The sequence below is a fragment of the uncultured Ruegeria sp. genome, assembly GCF_947504215.1.
Taxonomy (GTDB): Bacteria; Pseudomonadota; Alphaproteobacteria; order Rhodobacterales; family Rhodobacteraceae; genus Ruegeria.
Genome location: NZ_CANNGO010000004.1, coordinates 298,051 through 317,587 on the forward strand (window position 1 = coordinate 298,051; position 19,537 = coordinate 317,587).

At 57.4% G+C, this 19,537-nt stretch carries 19 protein-coding genes; 16 read left to right on the plus strand and 3 right to left on the minus strand.

All coding sequences use genetic code 11. The features are described 5' to 3' along the window. Nucleotides 1-14: 14 nt before the first annotated feature. Genes Q1B21_RS10450 through Q1B21_RS10470 form a run of 5 tightly spaced genes read left to right on the plus strand, consistent with a single transcriptional unit; the run spans nucleotide 15 to nucleotide 4,967 of the window. Nucleotides 15-1,382, plus strand: a complete 1,368-nt coding sequence (locus tag Q1B21_RS10450; RefSeq protein ID WP_299084429.1) for a cbb3-type cytochrome c oxidase subunit I — start codon at nucleotides 15-17, stop codon at nucleotides 1,380-1,382. Next, nucleotides 1,382-2,197, plus strand: a complete 816-nt coding sequence (locus tag Q1B21_RS10455) for a CbbQ/NirQ/NorQ/GpvN family protein (protein WP_299889130.1) — start codon at nucleotides 1,382-1,384, stop codon at nucleotides 2,195-2,197. The genes Q1B21_RS10450 and Q1B21_RS10455 overlap by 1 nt, the downstream gene beginning before the upstream one ends. 9 nt (nucleotides 2,198-2,206) lie before the next feature. Next, nucleotides 2,207-4,129 (plus strand): VWA domain-containing protein, encoded by a 1,923-nt coding sequence (locus Q1B21_RS10460; RefSeq protein WP_299889132.1) that lies wholly within the window; start codon nucleotides 2,207-2,209, stop codon nucleotides 4,127-4,129. Continuing rightward, complete coding sequence (locus tag Q1B21_RS10465) at nucleotides 4,126-4,674, plus strand: cytochrome c oxidase subunit 3 (protein WP_299889134.1); 549 nt, start codon at nucleotides 4,126-4,128, stop codon at nucleotides 4,672-4,674. The genes Q1B21_RS10460 and Q1B21_RS10465 overlap by 4 nt, the downstream gene beginning before the upstream one ends. 5 nt (nucleotides 4,675-4,679) lie before the next feature. Continuing rightward, a complete protein-coding gene (locus Q1B21_RS10470; protein ID WP_299889136.1) occupies nucleotides 4,680-4,967 on the plus strand; it encodes a cytochrome C oxidase subunit IV family protein in 288 nt (95 codons plus the stop codon). Nucleotides 4,968-5,022: 55 nt separating this feature from the next. Here the strand turns inward: Q1B21_RS10470 and hemA are convergent, their stop codons facing one another. After that, nucleotides 5,023-6,246: a 5-aminolevulinate synthase gene (hemA, locus tag Q1B21_RS10475; protein WP_299889138.1), complete on the minus strand. Its 1,224-nt coding sequence runs from the start codon at nucleotides 6,244-6,246 to the stop codon at nucleotides 5,023-5,025. 181 nt (nucleotides 6,247-6,427) lie between these two features. On the opposite strand from hemA, the gene Q1B21_RS10480 reads away from it, so the two are divergent. After that, entirely contained in the window at nucleotides 6,428-7,165 is a 738-nt protein-coding gene (locus Q1B21_RS10480; protein WP_298937632.1) for a Crp/Fnr family transcriptional regulator, read from the plus strand. A gap of 60 nt (nucleotides 7,166-7,225) precedes the next feature. Here Q1B21_RS10480 and Q1B21_RS10485 read toward each other — a convergent pair whose 3' ends face one another. Beyond that, nucleotides 7,226-7,936, minus strand: coding sequence for a GntR family transcriptional regulator (locus Q1B21_RS10485; RefSeq protein ID WP_299889141.1), 711 nt, complete (start codon nucleotides 7,934-7,936; stop codon nucleotides 7,226-7,228). Nucleotides 7,937-8,041: 105 nt separating this feature from the next. Here Q1B21_RS10485 and Q1B21_RS10490 point away from each other — a divergent pair, with 105 nt between their 5' ends. The 5 genes from Q1B21_RS10490 to Q1B21_RS10510 are packed head-to-tail and all read left to right on the plus strand — an operon-like array spanning nucleotide 8,042 to nucleotide 12,866. Further along, nucleotides 8,042-8,644 (plus strand): amino acid synthesis family protein, encoded by a 603-nt coding sequence (locus Q1B21_RS10490; RefSeq protein ID WP_299084442.1) that lies wholly within the window; start codon nucleotides 8,042-8,044, stop codon nucleotides 8,642-8,644. Further along, nucleotides 8,616-9,434, plus strand: coding sequence for an alpha/beta hydrolase (locus Q1B21_RS10495; RefSeq protein WP_299889143.1), 819 nt, complete (start codon nucleotides 8,616-8,618; stop codon nucleotides 9,432-9,434). Before Q1B21_RS10490 ends, Q1B21_RS10495 begins: the two co-directional genes overlap by 29 nt. Continuing rightward, nucleotides 9,431-10,351, plus strand: coding sequence for a flavin reductase (locus tag Q1B21_RS10500; RefSeq protein ID WP_299889145.1), 921 nt, complete (start codon nucleotides 9,431-9,433; stop codon nucleotides 10,349-10,351). The genes Q1B21_RS10495 and Q1B21_RS10500 overlap by 4 nt, the downstream gene beginning before the upstream one ends. A 1-nt stretch (nucleotide 10,352) precedes the next feature. After that, complete coding sequence (locus Q1B21_RS10505) at nucleotides 10,353-11,390, plus strand: LLM class flavin-dependent oxidoreductase (protein ID WP_299889147.1); 1,038 nt, start codon at nucleotides 10,353-10,355, stop codon at nucleotides 11,388-11,390. Between the two features lie 9 nt (nucleotides 11,391-11,399). Next, a complete protein-coding gene (locus Q1B21_RS10510; RefSeq protein ID WP_299889149.1) occupies nucleotides 11,400-12,866 on the plus strand; it encodes an aldehyde dehydrogenase in 1,467 nt (488 codons plus the stop codon). 19 nt (nucleotides 12,867-12,885) lie between these two features. On the opposite strand, the gene argE is transcribed toward Q1B21_RS10510, so the two are convergent. Continuing rightward, nucleotides 12,886-14,043 carry an acetylornithine deacetylase gene (argE, locus tag Q1B21_RS10515; RefSeq protein WP_299889151.1) on the minus strand — a complete coding sequence of 386 codons (1,158 nt, stop codon included), beginning with the start codon at nucleotides 14,041-14,043 and terminating at the stop codon, nucleotides 12,886-12,888. Between the two features lie 166 nt (nucleotides 14,044-14,209). Between argE and Q1B21_RS10520 the strand changes: the two genes are divergently transcribed. From Q1B21_RS10520 to Q1B21_RS10540, 5 genes are all read left to right on the plus strand, one after another. After that, nucleotides 14,210-15,253, plus strand: a complete 1,044-nt coding sequence (locus Q1B21_RS10520) for a pyridoxal-phosphate dependent enzyme (RefSeq protein ID WP_299889153.1) — start codon at nucleotides 14,210-14,212, stop codon at nucleotides 15,251-15,253. Beyond that, nucleotides 15,250-16,395: a Xaa-Pro peptidase family protein gene (locus tag Q1B21_RS10525; protein ID WP_299889155.1), complete on the plus strand. Its 1,146-nt coding sequence runs from the start codon at nucleotides 15,250-15,252 to the stop codon at nucleotides 16,393-16,395. Before Q1B21_RS10520 ends, Q1B21_RS10525 begins: the two co-directional genes overlap by 4 nt. Continuing rightward, on the plus strand, nucleotides 16,392-17,102 hold the full coding sequence (locus Q1B21_RS10530) for an aspartate/glutamate racemase family protein (RefSeq protein WP_299889157.1): 711 nt from the start codon (nucleotides 16,392-16,394) through the stop codon (nucleotides 17,100-17,102). Before Q1B21_RS10525 ends, Q1B21_RS10530 begins: the two co-directional genes overlap by 4 nt. A 135-nt stretch (nucleotides 17,103-17,237) precedes the next feature. Continuing rightward, a complete protein-coding gene (locus tag Q1B21_RS10535) occupies nucleotides 17,238-18,338 on the plus strand; it encodes an ABC transporter ATP-binding protein (RefSeq protein WP_298937615.1) in 1,101 nt (366 codons plus the stop codon). A 102-nt stretch (nucleotides 18,339-18,440) separates the two neighbouring features. After that, entirely contained in the window at nucleotides 18,441-19,532 is a 1,092-nt protein-coding gene (locus tag Q1B21_RS10540) for an extracellular solute-binding protein (RefSeq protein WP_299889159.1), read from the plus strand. Nucleotides 19,533-19,537 lie beyond the last annotated feature (5 nt).

Genomic DNA, 19,537 nt, shown 5'->3' on the forward strand with positions numbered 1-19,537 from the left:
AAGGGAACGGAGAAATGAAATACGAATCCCAAAAAATCGCCTATGCCTACTTTGCCGTAGCGATGGGCCTTTTCGTGATCCAAGTGCTGGGCGGCCTGCTGGCAGGTTGGATCTATGTATCCCCCAATTTCCTGAGCGAGCTGCTGCCGTTCAACATCGTGCGGATGCTGCACACCAACGCGCTGATCGTCTGGTTGATCCTGGGCTTCTTTGGCGCGGCCTACTTCCTGATCCCGGAAGAAGCCGAGCGTGAGATACACTCGACCAAGCTGGCCTATCTGCAGCTGCTGATCCTTGTAGTCGGCACGCTGGGCGTGGTGCTGACCTATACGTTCAACTTGTTTGAAGGGAACTGGTTGCTGGGCAAAGAGGGGCGCGAGTTCCTTGAGCAACCCAAATGGGTCAAGGCCGGTATCGTCGTGGCGGCGCTGATCTTCCTTTACAACGTGTCGATGACCGTTCTGAAGGGCAAGAAGACCGCGATCACCAACATCCTGTTGCTGGGTCTCTGGGGTCTGGCGCTGCTGTTCCTGTTTGCCTTCTACAATCCGGGCAACCTGTCCTTGGACAAGCAATACTGGTGGTATGTTGTTCACCTGTGGGTCGAAGGTGTCTGGGAACTGATCATGGCCTCGATTCTGGCCTACCTGATGCTGAAGCTGACAGGTGTGGACCGCGAAATAGTCGAGAAATGGCTCTATGTCATTGTCGCCGCCGCGCTGTTCTCAGGCATCTTGGGAACCGGCCACCACTACTACTGGATCGGTACCCCCGGTTACTGGCAGTGGATTGGATCGATCTTTTCAAGCCTCGAAGTGATCCCGTTCTTTGCGATGATGGCCTTTGCCTTCGTCATGGTTTGGAAGGGTCGTCGGGACCACCCCAACAAGGCTGCGCTGCTGTGGTCGCTGGGCTGTGCCACGCTGGCTTTCTTCGGTGCCGGTGTCTGGGGATTCCTGCACACGCTGCACGGGGTTAATTACTATACCCACGGCACACAGATCACCGCGGCCCACGGTCACCTGGCCTTCTACGGTGCCTATGTCTGCCTCAACCTGGCGATCTTCAGCTATGCAATGCCGATCCTGAAAAACCGGGATCCGTATAATCAGGTGCTGAACATGGGATCCTTCTGGCTGATGACCAGCGGCATGGTCTTTATGACGTTCGTGCTGACCTTTGGTGGAACCGTTCAAACGCATATGCAGCGGGTGATCGGTGATTACTTCATGGACGTGCAGGATCAGATCGCGATCTTTTACTGGATGCGCTTTGGATCTGGTCTGGTCGTGGTCCTTGGCGCGCTGTTGTTCATGTACGCCATCTGGGTGCCCCGGAAAGAGATCATCGAACCTGGTGCCGCTGAAACCCCTGCGGAGTGATGGATATGGATGGCTCCTTACAAATGGAACCGGGGGCGGTTGACGCCCCCTTCTACCTCGCCCAAGGCGACGAATGCGACTTGTTCACCGCCGCTTACAACAACGACCTGCCAGTCCTGCTGAAAGGTCCGACGGGCTGCGGGAAGACCCGCTTTGTCGCGCATATGGCCGCCCGTCTCGGCCGCCCGCTTTACACCGTGGCCTGCCACGATGACCTTGCTGCCGCCGACCTGATCGGGCGTTATCTGCTGAAAGGCGGGGAAACCGTCTGGGTCGATGGTCCGCTGACCCGCGCGGTGCGCGAGGGAGCTATTTGCTATCTGGACGAAGTGGTCGAGGCCCGCAAGGACGTCACTGTCGTTCTGCACCCGCTGACGGATGACCGGCGCATCCTGCCGATCGACCGCACCGGAGAGGAGCTTGAGGCCACCCGCGGCTTCATGCTGGTGGCATCCTACAACCCCGGATATCAGAACATCCTTAAAACCCTGAAACCCTCGACCCGGCAGCGGTTCATCTCGCTGGAATTCGACTTTCCGTCGCCTGAGATGGAAGCACAGGTTGTCGCTAAGGAAAGCGGCTTAACGCTCGAACGCTGCAAGCCACTCATCAGGTTGGCGGGCAAGCTGCGTGGGCTCAAGGGGCAGGATCTTGAGGAAGGTGTCTCTACCCGTTTGGTCGTTTATGCCGCGACACTGATCGCGCAAGGCATGTCAACAGACCGCGCCATCCTTGCCGCTATGATCGAGCCTCTGACCGATGACGAGGATGTCAAACGCGGGCTCCTCGATCTTGTCACGGCTGTTTTTGGGTGAGGCCAACTGATGGTTAAGATCGATTTTGAGCCATGGGAACCCGAAGAAACAATCGGGAAACTGTGGCACACCCTTGCCAGCCGCCTTGATGCACCCCAGGTGCACGATGGAGCCGCGGTCGACCTTTCCGAGGTCGCGGGGCGGCTGGCCGTCCTCTTCCGAGGATTGGGGGGTAGCCCGGGCGTCGAATTGCGCCCGGTCTCGCCCGAGGTCTCGCACCACCGCCTAAGCTGGCGACGCAGGTTGGGGACCGAAGTGGAATTGATGCCGCGCGCCTCGTTTGATGGCGAGGTGTTGCGATTGCCAGATCGGCTGGCCGTATTTCCAGCACGCGAAGCCAATGGCGCACTGTATGTCTGGCTTGCCGCTGTCGCTGCCCACGCCGAAACCCGAATTGAAGAAGAAGACCCCCTGCGCGCCGATCTCAGCGCTCTAACAGCTGCGCAAGCGACGGTCTCGGCCACGCTGGACGATGCCCCCGGCCTGCGCCCGCTTTACACAGAGCTTTGCAAAGGCGTGCTGCACCAGCGCGATATCCCGAACCTGCCACCTGCAGAAGCAGCAGTCGAAGACCTGATCCGCCACATGCTGGGAGATCCTCAGCCCATGCCTGCGAAAGGCGAGCAGCTGTTGATGCTGGACAACGAACTAACCGCGCCGCGCGGGTACCAGAATTTCCGCCCGGTCCCTTTGTGGCCCGACCTGCGTGCTGTTGGGTTTTCCGAACACACCGAAGTTGAAAACCCCGGTACCGAAGGCCCGCCTGAAGAATCTGGCGAAAAAACCCACCGCGCCCGCCGCCGCAAATCCGATCAAGCCCGGCGCAGTGATAGTTTCATCCTGCACAAGTTCGAAGCGATCCTCAGCTGGGCCGAGTTCCTCAATATCAACCGACGCATTGATGACGACGATCCCGACAATGCCAAAAAGGCAGCTGACGATCAGGAAGAGATCGGCCTTGGGCAAATCTCCAAAGCGCCGCCCACCAAGCTGAAACTGCATCTGGATCTCGCGCCCGAGGATGTGAACCGCGAGCGTTTGTCGGGCCGAATTCTCTATCCCGAATGGGACGTACGCACCGGGCGGTATCTGCCTGATCACGTCAACGTTCTGCTGTCGGATGCCGATATCCGCGAGGATGCCGCCGAATTCGGCAAAGACCCCGCCACCGCCCGCCGCATCCGCGCCGTCAAACGCCAGTTCGAAGCTCTTCGCCCAGGCCGTGTGATGACGCGCGGCCATCTGGATGGAGATCAGCTGGATGTCGAGGCCGCCGTGCGCAGTGCCGTGGACCGAAAAGCCAGCGGTGAAGGAAACGAGCGCATTTGGATGCAATCCCGCCCAGAGGACCGCGATCTGGCGGTATCGATCTTGCTGGATGTCAGCCGGTCCACTGAAAGCGCTGTCACAGGTCGCGCGGTGATCGACATCGAACGCGAAGCACTGGCGGCCCTGGCATGGGGTCTGAACGCCTGCGGCGATGATTTTGCCATCCATGCCTTCAGTTCGCTGAAACGCCAGCGTGTCTATGTCCAGCGCTGCAAGCGTTTTGATGAAGCGATGGGCACAGCGGTTGAGCAACGCATCGCGTCGCTGCGGCCGGGCCACTACACCCGCCTTGGTGCAGCGATTCGCCATTGTTCGTCTGATCTGGCAGACCAGTCCTGCAAGCGTCGTTTGCTGCTGGTGATCACCGATGGCAAGCCCAACGATCTGGACCACTATGAGGGTCGTCACGGCATCGAAGACACGCGGCAGGCGGTCCGCGAGGCCCGTCGGGTTGGCCAATCGGTCTTTGGCGTCACCATCGACAAAACCGGAAAAAGCTGGTTCCCACGCATGTTTGGGCAAGGGGGGTTTGCTGTCATCCCCGACCCACAACGCCTGACCATGGCCCTGCCGCAGATCTACCGCCAACTGGTCGGTGCATGAGCGACGCATCCCTCATCGACGAGTTACCGGGCGAGTTACTGATGTGGATACTCATTGTCTCGGAATTGCTTGTGTTTGGCGCGGGACTGGTCGCTTTCATGAGCGTCCGCCTGACCGACCCGGTTGGCTTTGCCGAGGCGCAGTCTCATCTGTATCGCACCGGTGCGGCCCTGAACACGGCGGTTCTGGTCACATCCGGATACTTGGCGGCACAGGCGTTGCATTGGCGCCGCGCCGCCCAGCGCGTCGCGGCACGAATAGCCCTGATTGGCGCGTCCGCACTGGGTGTCGTTTTCCTGTTCATCAAGGGCACGGAATACGCAGGCAAAGCAGCGCAGGGCATCACGTTCGAGACCCACCCGTTCTTCATGTTCTACTATCTGCTGACGGGGTTTCACGCCGCCCATGTGCTGGCAGGTACTGCTATCCTGCTGCTGGTTGCCTGGCGGGATGACCCCCGCAACGTCGAGGCTGGCGCGCAATTCTGGCACATGGTCGATCTGGTGTGGATCATGTTGTTTCCAGTGATCTACCTGTTGGGATAAGAGCGGTGCCCAAAGCTTCATCTTTTCGCAAATACTCCCGCCGGAGGCACCCTAACTCTCTCTCATGCGCATGGCTCACTCTGTTGACGCTGAGTTCTGTCACAGCGCTACTGACGAAGCTGCCCGGCATGCCAGAGATTGCCGCAGCGGGTATTCTGTTGCTTGCTTTGATCAAAACACGCGTAATTCTCGCCCGCTACCTCGACCTTGCCCAAAGTCCGGCCTGGTTGCGCGGGTTCACATTGGTTCTGACGGCTTTCGCGGTCGTGATCTTTGTTCTCTATTTGATTTGAGTGCGGAAAAAAGCCGCCCGACGGGCGGCAATTCTCCAAACAAGTGACGCTTTGACTATTGTGCCGCCATCGGCATCCTTGCGATCTGACACCGCTGCCACAGAACCGACAATGCGCCGACCAGATGGGCGATATCTTCGTCCGTATGAACCGGAGATGGCGTGATCCGCAGACGCTCGGTGCCCTTGGGAACGGTTGGGTAGTTGATCGGCTGGATGTAAATACCGAATTCCTCCAACAGTGTGTCCGAGATGAATTTGCATTTGACCGGATCACCAACCATCACCGGGATGATGTGGCTTGGATTGTGCAGGTATGGAATACCTTCAGCATCTAACCGGGCTCGAACCTGTGCGACGCGGACCTTTTGCAAATCACGTTCACAATTTGACCGTTTCAGATGTCGGATCGAAGCCGCTGCGCCTGCCGCAATAGACGGTGGCAAAGCCGTTGTGAAGATAAACCCACTGGCAAAGCTGCGCACAAAATCACACAGCGCCGCCGATGCCGCGATATAGCCGCCGACCACGCCGAATGCTTTGCCCAGCGTGCCTTCGATCACTGTCAGGCGATGCATCAGACCCTCGCGTTCGGCAATACCGCCGCCACGTGGACCGTAAAGCCCAACGGCGTGGACCTCATCCAGATATGTCATGGCGCCGTATTTGTCGGCCAGATCGCAGATCTCTTTGATGGGGGCGATATCGCCATCCATGGAATAGACCGATTCAAAGGCAATCATCTTGGGGGCGTCACGATCTGCGGCAGCCAGCTTGGCCTCAAGATCTGCCAGATCGTTATGCCCCCAAATCACCTTCTGCGCGCGCGAATGACGAATACCTTCGATCATCGACGCGTGGTTCAATGCATCCGAGAACACGATCAAGCCTGGGATTTTAGCAGCGAGCGTTCCCAGGGCAGCCCAGTTCGACACATACCCCGAGGTAAACAACAGCGCGGCTTCTTTATCGTGCAGATCAGCAAGCTCTGCCTCCAACAGGACGTGATCATGCGTTGTTCCGGAGATGTTACGCGTGCCGCCTGCGCCCGCGCCACAACGGTTCAACGCGTCATGCATAGCGCCAATTACCGCAGGATGTTGCCCCATGCCCAGATAGTCGTTTGAACACCAGATCCGCACGTCGCGCTGGGTGGTGCCATCAGTCTGCCGCGCGTTTGGGAAAGACCCGCAGCGCCGTTGCAGGTCGATGAAAACGCGGTAGTTTCCTTCGTCCCTCAGATCATCGAGGCTGCTGCTAAAAAATCGCTCGTAGTCCATCTCGCTTGCTCCCGGGAATACTGGCTTTGGCCGAGCGTAGGCGCGCGGCGCCCCCCGTGACATGACAATTGTCAAGTTCGGGCAACGGAAAAAGACGGGTGCGCCAGATACCGGTTTCGGATAGCCTATGGATGAGGGATGTACCGGTCAGACCACCGACCAGGGAAAAGGGGGACCCTTCGTGGCGTATGAAGCACAAAAAGCGATCGCTCGACAGTCGCTTTTGCTTAAAAGCTTACCGGAACACCACATCGACACATTGCTCAGCCATGCGATCTGGCGGGAATATGACCGGGGCGAGACGATCTTTCTTCAAGAGGAAGAAGCCAAGGCCATTCATGTGGTGCTGGCGGGATGGGTCAAATTGTTCCGCATGTCACCATCCGGCGCCGAGGCTGTGGTAAGTGTCTTTACCCGTGGCGAAAGCTTTGGTGAGGCTGTTGCCTTGCGCAATGTCCCCTACCCTGTTTCCGCTGAAGCAGTATCTCCTTGCCAAGTCATGCATCTGCCCAGCCCGGTTCTGCTGTCCCTGATGCGCGAAGACGCGGAAATCGGCGTTTCGATTCTGGCGGCTACGTTTACCCATTTGCATTCTCTGGTGTCCCAGCTTGAACAACTGAAGGCGCAGACTGGCGCGCAAAGGGTGGCCGAGTTTTTGTTGAACCTGTGCGACAGTGACACCGGGGATTGTGATGTTGAACTGCCATATGACAAATTGCTGATTGCCGGACGTTTGGGCATGAAACCCGAGAGCCTGAGCCGCGCGTTCTCACGGTTGAAATCCGTTGGCGTTAAGATCAACCGAAACCACGCAGAGATTGCCAATATTGAAGCATTACGGGATTACGCTGACAGCGACCATCAGAGAGGCCGCCTGGCGGGCATCGCTGCGGTTCCCCGCAGCGGGAACCAATCTTAACGGATTTTCTTACCTCGTTCCGCGTTCACCGCGCTCGGGCCGCTGGGAATCACTAATGTCTCAAAGCTGTAGGTCTTTACCCAAACCGGCCTTCGCGTCTTTCAGGAAACCTTGCGCGGCAGTTGCTGCGGCAGTGATGTGCGTCTCAACAGCCTGAAGGGCGGCATTCGGGTCACGGCTGAGGATCGCATCGTGGATTGCCGTCAACTGTTTGAGCCCCTTGCCGTCGCGACTGCGGGTCGAAAGCGTCAAGGCGCGTAGGCGACTGATCCGACCGTTAAGGCGCTGAACAATCTCCCAAGCTACGATATGTCCCGCCTCCTTGAAGATAAGCTCGTAAAAGCGCGTCGTGGCCTGCAAGAGATTGGCCCATTCAGTGTCACCCATTGCCGTCTTTATATAGTTCAGTGCTCGGTCGAGTTCGGGGGCAAAATTCTGCCCATGCCGTTGAGCACAGGTCGCAGCTGCTGCGCCTTCAAGTAACAGGCGTACATCATAAATCTGCTTGGCTTGAGCCCAGTCCAGGGTCGAGACAACGGGGCCACGGTTGGGAAGGATTTCCACCAGACCCTCCGCTTCCAGAAAACGAATTGTCTCGCGGATCACCGTCCGACTGACGCCAAGCTGATCACAAAGCGGTCGCTCGACAAGTCGCTGACCCGGGGCAAAACGTCCATCAATGATCGCTTCGCGCAACCTGTCTTGCACAATATCGCGCAGGGTCTGTGGCGCTTTGTCGATTTTTTGCAAAGGGGGTTCTGAGGATTTCATCAGGGATTTCGTATCCGCGTTGGGTTCTGGGGACAAGTAAGATTGACCTATCATAGTATGGTATACCATATTACCAATCGAATCACATCATCAAAGGAACACCCAATGCCCGCTGAGGTTCGCAAAACGCTTCTGTATGAAGAAAATACGCTGATCGAAGGCGGCAAGGTGGCTGAAAACCCGCTAAAGCTGATTGCTGCGATGGCTGTAATCCGCAACCCATGGGCCGGTGCGGGCTTTGTCGACGACCTGTCCCCCGAGATCCGCGATTGCGCCCCGGGACTGGGGCAGATGCTGACTGAAATGATTTTGAACGCCGCCGGGAGCGGCGATCATGTAGAAGCCTATGGAAAATCTGCAATCGTTGGATTGAACGGTGAAGTCGAACATGCCTCGGCCCTGATTCACACCTTGCACTTTGGCAACCACTATCGGAATGCGGTCGGGGCAAAATCCTATCTGTCGTTCTGCAATACGCGGGGTCCGGCCAATGCGCCGTTGATGATCCCATTGATGGACAAGAACGACGGGGGCAGGCGGTCGCACTATCTGACGATCCAGACGTCGGTCGCGGATGCGCCAGCTGCGGATGAGATTCTGATCGCGCTCGGGGCCTCGATCGGTGGTCGCCCGCATCACAGGATCGGCGATCGATATCAGGACCTCAAGGAATTGGGCCATGACGTTGACAACCCGGCAGCTGTCTGAGTCTGCAAGCCACGTGACGTTCAGAGATCACGGCGCGGGTACGCCTGTGGTTCTGCTGCATGGCGTTGGAATGCAATCAGCCGCCTGGGAACCGCAGATCGCCTCGCTGTGCCAAACCGGTCGGGTGATCGCAGTTGATATGCCGGGACATGGGGGCAGCGCGCCCTTGCCAATGGACAGCCAATTGCCCGATTTCGTGGCGTGGTTGAATGATGTTGTGCGAACCTTGGACCTTGGCCCAGTGGCCGTTGCAGGGCATTCCATGGGCGCGTTAGTCGCTTTGGGATTTGCTATTGAATACCCGGATTTGACGTCCCGTGTCGCCTTGCTGAATGGCGTCTACCGCAGGGATGCCGCCGCCACCGAGGCGGTGATCGCGCGCGCAGCAGAAATCACTGCAGGCCGCTTTGATCTTGAAACCCCACTTACGCGATGGTTCGGCAACAACCCCATAGAAAAAACCGCACGAGCCAAGGTCGCGGAATGGCTCAGCTCGGTCGATCAAGATGGATACGCCACAGCCTATGCCGCCTTTGCACGTGGTGACGCAACATATGCCGACAGAATGGCATCGCTAGAATGCCCATTGCTGGCAATCACAGGTGACGGTGACCCAAACTCGACCCCTGAAATGGCAAGCGCCATGGCGGCAGCCGTGGAAAATGGTCGCGCTGTGATCATCAAAGGGCATCGCCATATGGTAAACCTAACCGCACCTGACACTGTGACGGCGCATCTTTTGGACTGGCTAGACCAGGGCCAGCCCATCCTGCAACGGAAGCTGCAATGACCCCGAATGATACGCGCGCTTTGCGCAATGCTTTTGGAACTTTCATGACCGGCGTCACAGTTGTGACCTCGCAGGATAAATCCGGTCACCCGCTTGGATTTACCGCCAACTCGTTCACTTCGGTGTCGCTGGATCCGCCCTTGGTACTGGTCTGCCTCGCCAATAGCTCGCGCAACTATGACGCCTTGGTGCAGGCCGAGGGGTTTGCCGTAAATGTCCTGTCCGAAACCCAGATCGACATTTCGAATACTTTTGCGCAACCCGTCGAAGATCGGTTTGCAGACATTGACTGGCGCCACGGGCCGCAAGGTTCACCGATCCTGGACGGCGTGTCGGCTTGGTTTGATTGCACCTTGCATCAGACCGTGGACGCGGGTGATCACGTGATCCTGATCGGTGCCGTCAAAGCCTTTGACAGCACATCGGCACCGGGGCTTGGATATGCGCATGGGGCGTATGTGGCGCCTTCAACCGCGGCAGAGGCGCTTTCGCAAAACACCAATCTGGTCGTGTCTGCCCTGATCGAGCGGAACGGAGAGATATTGCTGGTCGATGATGGAACCGGAGGGCTTGGGTTGCCCGAAATGGTCGCAACCAAGCTGGGGGCGACGGCGGCACTGAAACAGCTGATCGAAAACACCGGCCTGACGGCACAGCCAGGATTTGTCTATTCCGTGTTTGAAGATATCGGTCGCAGAATTCAGCACATCTCATTTCTGTGTCAGGCTGAACAGGGTACCCCGCAAACCGGTGCTTTTGTGCCACTGGAGGCGTCGTCTTTTCACGATGTCACGGATCCCGCCATCCTGACCATGCTGGAACGTCTGGCCGAGGAAGCCGAGCTTGGTAATTTCGGCATCTACTATGGCAATCAGAATTCAGGCGAAGTTCGCCCGGTCGCGACAAAGGGTCTTTAAAATGCACTTTTCCTTGTTTGTTCATATGGAGCGCACCTCGCCAGATCAGGATCAACGCCAGCTGTATGATGACTTTCTAGCGCTTGCCAAAATGGCGGATGAAGGCGGGATGCATGCTGTCTGGACCGGTGAGCATCACGGGATGGATTTCACCATTTCACCGAACCCGTTCCTTAATCTGGTCGATCTGGCACGGCAAACCAAAAACGTGCGGCTGGGCACAGGTACCATCGTGGCACCGTTCTGGCACCCGATACGGTTGGCGGGTGAGGCCGCAATGGCGGATATGATCGTCGAAGGTCGTCTGGATCTGGGCATTGCGCGCGGCGCCTATAACTATGAATACCAGCGCATGATGCCCGGCATGGACGCATGGGAGGCTGGCCAGCGCATGCGCGAAATTATTCCCGCGCTACAGGGATTATGGCAAGGCGACTATGCGCAGGATGGCGAATTTCACGCGTTCCCGACCGCGACGTCTTCGCCCAAACCTGTGCAGGATGGCGGGCCGCCAATATGGGTTGCCGCGCGCGATCCCAACACACATGAGTTTGCGGTCGAACACGGGTGCCATGTACAGGTCACGCCCCTTTGGCAGGGCGATGAAGAGATCATCCGGCTTATGGAGACGTTCAATGCGGCCTGTGCGAAATTCCCAGATGTGCCGCGCCCTAGGATCATGTTGCTGAACCACACCTATATCGCCTCGGACGCGGAAGATGTCAGGTTGGCGGCTGAAGAGATCAATCGCTTTTATTGTTATTTCGGCGCGTGGTTCAAAAACGAACGGCCCGTGTCTCAGGGGTTGATCGAGACCCTAACGGACGAAGAAATCTCGGCGCATCCGTTCTATTCACCCGAGGCAATGATACGCGACAGTGTTATTGCAACGCCCGAGGACGCGATCAAGCGCATCAAGGCCTACGAGGATCTGGGCTATGATGAGTATTCGTTCTGGATCGACAGCGGTATGAGTTTCGAGCGCAAAAAGGCATCGCTGGAACGGTTCATCAAAGACGTTATGCCAGCCTTCGCCTGAGGAGAAGAAATGCAGCAGTTTCAGCAGTACATCGGCGGCAGGTTCTCGGACGGGTCCGCGCGATTTGAAAGCCGCGATCCGGCAACCGGGTCGGTTTGGGCGATGATGCCCGAAGCGAAAACCGCAGATGTGAACGCAGCGGTGGACGCGGCCGAAACGGCGTTCTTCGCATCGGAATGGGCGGGGATGACGGCCACTACCCGTGGTAAGCTTTTGTACCGTCTTGCCGATCTGGTCGCTGAAAACGCGCAAACGTTGGCTCAACTGGAAACCCGAGACACGGGCAAGATCATCCGCGAGACATCGGCTCAGATTGCCTATGTCGCCGAGTATTACCGGTACTATGCCGGGCTTGCCGACAAAATCGAAGGGGCGCATCTGCCCATCGACAAACCGGATATGGAGGTCTGGCTGCGGCGCGAGCCCATGGGCGTCGTGGCCGCAGTGGTGCCTTGGAATTCGCAATTGTTCCTGTCGGCTGTGAAAATCGGGCCTGCTCTGGCTGCGGGGTGCACGGTGGTTTTGAAAGCGTCCGAGGACGGCCCTGCCCCGATGCTTGAATTTGCTCGCATCTTTGATCAGGCCGGGTTTCCTGCCGGTGTTTTGAATGTGATCACCGGTTTTGGACCCGAATGCGGCGCGGTGCTGACCAGCCATCCCAAGGTCGATCATGTTGCCTTCACCGGTGGGCCGGAAACTGCGCGCCAAGTGGTGCGAAATTCTGCTGAAAACCTTGCATCGACGTCATTGGAACTGGGCGGGAAATCACCGTTCATCGTGTTCGAAGACGCCGATATCGAAAGTGCGGTCAACGCGCAGATCTCGGGTATTTTTGCAGCCAGCGGCCAAAGCTGCGTCGCAGGATCGCGATTGATCATATCCGGCAAAATCAAAGACGCGTTCCTGACCCGTCTGACGGAAAAAACGGCAAGCGTCGTGATTGGCAGTCCCGATGACATGGCAACCGAGGTCGGCCCGCTTTGTACTGAAGGTCAGATTCGAACAGCCGTTGACTTGATTGCAGCGTCTCAGGCCGCAGGAGCCAAAGTGATCACTGGTGGAGCACCTCTGGATTGCGACGGAAACTACTTTCCCCCCACAGTCATTGATTGCTCGGACGCGCCAAACGCGCCGTGTCTGACGAATGAGTTCTTTGGGCCAGTGCTGTCTGTTTTGAGCTTCGACTCCGAGGATGAAGCACTGCAATTGGCAAATGACACCAATTTCGGGCTGGCATCCGGTGTGTTCACCAAAGACCTGACCCGCGCACACCGTATGATGCGCAGCCTTCGTGCCGGGATCGTTTGGGTCAACACCTACCGGGCGGTCAGCCCGATTGCGCCGTTTGGTGGGCACGGTTTGTCCGGGTTTGGGCGCGAAGGCGGCCTTCAATCCGCGTTGGATTATACCAAGCTCAAAGCGATCTGGTTGCGCACCAGCGATGATCCGATCCCAGATCCGTTTGTTATGCGCTAGCCGGATGGGCTGAAGCGCCTCAGGTATTCGTCAGATGGGCACCCAGTTTTATCAACATGCGGCAACACAGCTCTAGCTGTTCCAGTTCAAGATACTCATCTGGTTTATGGGCCTGATTTATGGAACCGGGACCGCACACAACCGCATGTGTGCCTAGTTGTTGGAACAAACCGGCCTCGGTTCCAAATGCAACAAGGTCGGTTCCGTTCGCACCCGTCAGTTTGGTCACCAAATCCCGCGCAGCGTTCTGCGCCATAGGCTCAAGCCCGGCAACCTCGGCTATGGTTTCAAGCTCAATATCGGCCAGCGGATGAACAGCTTTCATCCCGGGTTTCAATACCCCGTCGACGTAGTCGGCCACCTTGCCTTTGACAAAATCCGCGTCGGTCAATTGAACCGGGCGCATTTCCCAATCGACCTCGGCCTTTCCAACAATCACGTTATGAGCCACGCCGCCCGAGATGCGCCCGATGTTGATGGTACTCCACGGCGGGTCAAACTTGCTGCTTTCGGGTGCCCTTGCTTTCAACGCTTCGCGCAGTTCCAGCAATTTTGCCACATAGCGCGCGGCGTATTCAGCCGCATTCACCCCGACATCCGGCGCCGATCCGTGCCCTTCAAGACCAGTGAACCGCGTGGTGTATTCGTAACACCCTTTGTGGCCTTCAATAACCCGCATCTCGGTGGGTTCACCGATGATCGCAATATCAGGAACAATTCCTTTGTTTGACAGGTCCGCGACCAGGTTTTGTGCGCCCAGACACCCTGTCTCTTCATCACAGGTGAACGTAAAATGCAGTGGCTGGCTTAGGGACGCGGCATCAATCTGTTCAGCCAGCGCTATGGACGCCGCGATGAAACCCTTCATGTCGCACGTTCCGCGGCCGTAGAGCTTGCCGTCCCGTTCCGTCATGTCGAAGGGGTTGCTGGTCCAGTCCTGATCGGTGACAGGCACGACATCGGTATGGCCCGACAGCATGATACCGCCGGGCAGATCCGGCCCCACCGAGGCAAACAGATTGGCTTTGGCGCCACTGTCATCATGGGTAACGGTACACCGGGCGCCCAGCGCATTCAGCTGTTCCGAAAGATAGTCAATGAGCTGCAGGTTCGAATCCGTCGAAACCGTTGGAAAAGCGATCAAATCCCGTAAAATCTCGACAGAACGGTTCAGCATTCCAAGATCACAAACAAGGTGTGCAAAAACGAGGGAAAGCGGGCGTTCTCCGATTGAATAAACGCGGGGCCAGTGTGGGACATCGACAATTCCGTTGCGGGACAAATCCATTTGACACAACCGCACCAATCGGCTCACGTCAATAGGTCGAGTATTTGGAGAGGACATGCGGCTCATCAACAACCCACATCGGGGGGGACAGAAGCTGATCCCATCCGCGCCTTACCCTTCAACAAATGCGGCGCTTGTCGCAGATTTGCTGTCACGATGCCCAGCAGCAAAAGAGACAACGCTTGTCGAGGCTGAAGGCCTGGCACCTGTCGCGCGTCTGTGGGTCAAGGACGAACGACACCGCATGAATCTGGGTTCTTTCAAGGCCCTCGGGGCGGCTTACGTGATCGCGCGGCTCGCAGCAGACAAAACGGACGCGCCTGACGCGACGACTTTGAACGGCACTACTTACGTGACGGCCAGCGCTGGCAATCACGGGATGAGCGTTGCAGCCGGCGCAAAGATTTTTGGCGCCAATGCCGTCGTCTATATTGCCGAAACGGTTCCTGAAAGCTTTGCCGAACGCCTGCGCGCGCAAGACGCGCATGTGGTTCGCAGTGGCCACGACTATGCCGCGAGCATGGATGCGGCCAGCGCCGCCGCCCGCGACAATGGGTGGGTTTTGCTATCTGATAGTTCCTGGGAGGGATACGTTGAACTGCCTCACACCCTGATGGAAGGCTATCTTCAGATGGCGTCCGAGGCGGTTGATCAATGTTCCGAAACCCCGACACATATTCTGTTGCAAGCAGGCGTTGGTGGCCTTGCAGGCGCCGTCGCGGCCTATGCCCGAACAGCCTGGGGCGACGCGCCGGACATCATCGTTGTCGAACCCGAAGTCGCACCCGCCCTGCAAGCCAGCATTGAGGCCGGGGAATGCGTTTTCGCTGATGGGCCAGACAGCATCATGGGGCGTCTCGACTGCAAGGAACCGTCGTTGATCGCATTGAACGGCTTAGCGAGAGACGCGGATCGTTTCCTGACCTTGACCGATAGTGAAGTGACCGATCAGTTGGGTGCAATGGCCAAAGCCGGGCTTGAAACCACAGCTTCGGGCGGAGCCGGAATTGCCGCTGCGCTGAACAGCGACATCAGGGCCGCTTTGGGCATTGATGCCGGATCACGCGTCTTGTGTTTTCTGTCCGAGATCGCCGAATGAGAGGTTTTGATCAGGTCGAATTTGAAGGGCGCACACAGCGCGCCCAAGATCTGATGAACGCATCGGGTCTTTCGGCTCTTCTGCTGACCACCGAAACGGAAGTGCGATATTTTACCGGGTTTCTGACCCGCTTTTGGGAAAGCCCAACCCGCCCCTGGTTTCTGATCATTCCGGCCAACGGTACGCCCGTAGCGGTAATCCCGTCCATCGGAGCGGCGCTGATGGGCCAAACATGGATTAATGACATCCGAACCTGGAGCGCACCTGACCTGCACGATGACGGTGTATCATTGCTGGCTGACGCGCTGAATGAACTCACCCCCGGCGACGGCACAATCGGGATGCCCGACGGACACGAGACGCATGCACGCATTCCGCTGGCCGATCTCAACCGTTTGTACGGCGAGATAGGTGGGCGCAATATAGCAGGGGACAACGGGATCCTGCGTCAGCTACGAATGGTCAAATCTGCCGCCGAGATTGCCAAAATCGAGACCGCATGTGACGTTGCAGGTCGCGCCTTTGCGCGCGTGCCCGACATTGCCCGGGCCGGGGTGGCACTGGACGAGGTGTTTCGCAGGTTTCAAATGCTGTGCCTTGAGGAAGGCGCTGATTGGGTGCCCTATCTGGCCGGTGGTGCGGAACCCGGCGGTTACACAGATGTAATCTCACCCGCGCGCGCTACGCCCTTGGTCGATGGCGATGTCTTGATGCTGGACACCGGTCTCGTCTGGGATGGATACTTCTGCGACTATGACCGCAACTGGTCCATCGGCTGTGCCCAACCAGAAGTGAAATCGGCTTATGCACGGCTTATCGAAGCCTCGGACGCCGCCTTTGACTTGGCAAGGCCCGGGACCACAGCGGCGGACCTGTTTCACGCCATGGACGCGGTACTTACAGCAGATGCCGAAAGCACGGATGCCGGGCGTCTGGGGCACGGTTTGGGAATGTCTTTGACCGAGTGGCCCTCGCTTATTCCGACGGATCATACCGTGTTGCAACCGGGCATGGTGTTGACACTTGAACCGGGCATTGCGGTCAACAACAAGATCCTGGTTCACGAAGAAAACATCGTTATCACGGAGGGTGATCCGCGCTTTATCAGCCCGCGTATCGGGCCGGAGATGATCGAACTATGACTCTGATTCCCTACACACTGGACGCGGATGATCCCACAGCCACACCGATGGGGCTGATTGTTCTGCAGACCGACGAAACACTGGAACCGGAGTTCAGCGCCTATTTCTCGGACCGGGCGTACCCGATCCATGTCAGCCGTATTCCAAGCGGCATTGAAGTGACCACAGACAGTTTGGCTGAAATGGAAACCGCCCTGCCTGCAGCAGCCGGATTGTTGCCCAGTGCCCGGCCCTACCGCGTTGTCGGTTATGGGTGCACATCTGCCAGTTCCGTCATCGGATCTGATCGCGTGGCGCAGCTGGTCAAGCAAACCTGCGATACGGTCGAGGTCACAAACCCGCTGCGGGCCGCTGCAGCTTGCGCCGAAGACCTCGGCGTTTCAAAATTTGCCCTTTTGTCGCCCTATATTGAAGAGGTCAACGTCCCGCTGCGTCGTGCATTTGCCCAAAATGGCATAAGCACGGATGTCTTCGGCACGTTTGGCGAAGCAGAGGAAGCAAAGGTTGTTCGTATCTCAGGTCAGTCCGTTATCGACGCTGCGACGCAGTTGGGCTTGGACCCATCAGTGGATGCCGTTTTTCTGAGTTGCACCAATCTCAGGACCCTGTCGGCCATCCCAGAGATTCGCGCCAGAATCGGAAAGCCGGTGCTTTCCAGCAATCAAAGCCTGGCATGGCATATGAAGACGCTAAATAACGCGAATTGAGTTATCAATTCGATATCTCAATTGGCAAAAACAGCATTCATTGTTGCATTACATGTTCGGCTTGGTCTTAACTGATTCCACTGATCAATGAAATCCGATGCCTTCGGATAATCATTTGACGAAACAGGGGGTCTTGTGACCGAAACATCAAACGACGCCGCGTTTGTCGAATTTCAACGCGTTCAAAAGTCTTATGATGGCGAAATTCTCGTCGTTAAGGACCTCAATCTGGCTTTGCCAAAAGGTGAGTTTCTGACAATGCTTGGGCCGTCAGGGTCGGGCAAGACAACTTGCCTGATGATGTTGGCCGGGTTCGAAACCGCCACCCATGGTGAAATCCTTCTTGATGGGCGCCCCATCAACAATATCCCGCCGCATAAGCGCGGAATTGGCATGGTTTTTCAGAACTACGCCTTGTTCCCGCATATGACAGTGGCCGAAAACCTCTCTTTCCCGTTGGAAGTCCGTAAAATGGGCAAGTCCGACCGTGAGGCAAAGGTCAAACGCGCGCTGGATATGGTACAGATGGGCGAGTTTGGCAGTCGTCGGCCCGCGCAATTGTCGGGGGGGCAGCAGCAAAGGATCGCTCTGTCACGCGCTCTGGTGTTCGAGCCCGAGCTTGTTCTGATGGACGAGCCTTTGGGCGCATTGGATAAGCAATTGCGCGAGCACATGCAGTTCGAGATTACCCGGCTGGCGCACGAGTTGGGGATCACCACCGTGTATGTCACCCATGACCAGACCGAGGCGTTGACAATGTCCGACCGCGTGGCCGTGTTTGACGATGGGCGCATTCAGCAACTGGCACCGCCCGATCAGCTGTATGAGGAACCAGAAAACAGCTTCGTGGCGCAGTTCATCGGTGAGAACAACACTCTGGAAGGTGTCGTGAAATCGATCGATGGCGACACCTGCGTGGTTCAGTTGGATGACGGGTCCGAAATTGATGCTGTTCCGATCAACGTCCACAAGGCGGGCGAGCGGACCAAGGTGTCGATCCGGCCGGAACGGGTCGAATTCAACAAAGACCGCCTGCACGCCGATGCACATACGCTAAAAGCTACGGTCAAAGAGTTCATCTATATGGGCGATGTTTTCCGGTTCCGCATGTCGGTAGCCGGCAATGACGAATTCATTGTCAAAACACGCAACGCGCCGGACGCCGTCCGGCTGGCCCCCGGTCAGGAGATCGAGATTGGCTGGCTGGCTCAAGATTGTCGTGCGTTGGACGCATAGACCAAGCTGCGCGAAACAAGCGGAGCTAAGCTGAGGGACCGGCTGGTGAAAACCCGTGCATTGGCCGAACAAATACAAGACGGGATAAACTGGGAGTAACACATGAAACCAACAAAAACCTTACTGACGGCTGCTGCTCTGGCGACGGCGGCGGGCAGCCTGTCTGCCGAAGAGATGACCATCGTGTCCTGGGGCGGCGCTTATTCCAATTCACAGCTGAAGGCCTATCACGAGCCCTATTCGGAAAAGACAGGTGTCACCATCCTGAATGACGACAGTTCGGCAGAAGCGGTGGCAAAGCTGCGCGCCATGAACGAAGCGGGCAACATCACGTGGGATGTGGTTGACGTCGTGGCTGCTGATGCGATTCGTCTGTGCGACGAAGGTCTGGCGATGGAAATCGACCCGGACACCATGCTGGCGGCAGCACCTGATGGCACATCCGCCGCAGATGATTTTGGTGACCTGCTCGTCAGCGACTGCTTTATTCCGCAGATCGTTTACTCGACCACTTTCGGGTATCGCACCGATATGGTGGGTGACACCCCGCCAACCGATATCTGCGCCGTTTTCGATCTGGAAACCTATCCGGGCAAGCGTTCGCTGGAAAAGCGCCCGATCAATAACATGGAATGGGCGCTACTGTGTGACGGCGTAGCCAAGGACGACGTTTATAGCGTTCTGGAAACCCCTGAAGGTCAGGATCAGGCGTTGGCCAAGCTTGGCACTATCAAAGACAGTGTCGTTTGGTGGTCTGCCGGTGCGGACACACCGCAACTTCTGGCGGATGGCGAGGTAGTCATGGGCTCGACCTACAACGGTCGTCTATTCAGCGTGATCGAAGAGCAGAAGCAACCTGTAGCCATGCTGTGGGACGCACAGGTGTTCGATCTGGATGGTTGGATCATCCCGGCAGGCCTGAGCGAAGAGCGTCAGAAACGCGCGCTGGACTACATCATGTTCGCAACCGACACCCAGCGTCTGGCAGATCAGGCCAAGTACATCTCGTACGGTCCGGCCCGCGCATCTTCGGCTCCGCTGGTTGGTCAGCACGCCGACCTGGGCATCGAAATGTCGCCGCATATGCCGACCGATCCGGAAAACGCCAAGAACACGTTCCTGTATAACTACGAGTTCTGGGCAGATTACCGTGACGACATCGACGCCAAATTCCAGGCGTGGCTGGCGCAGTAAGCGCC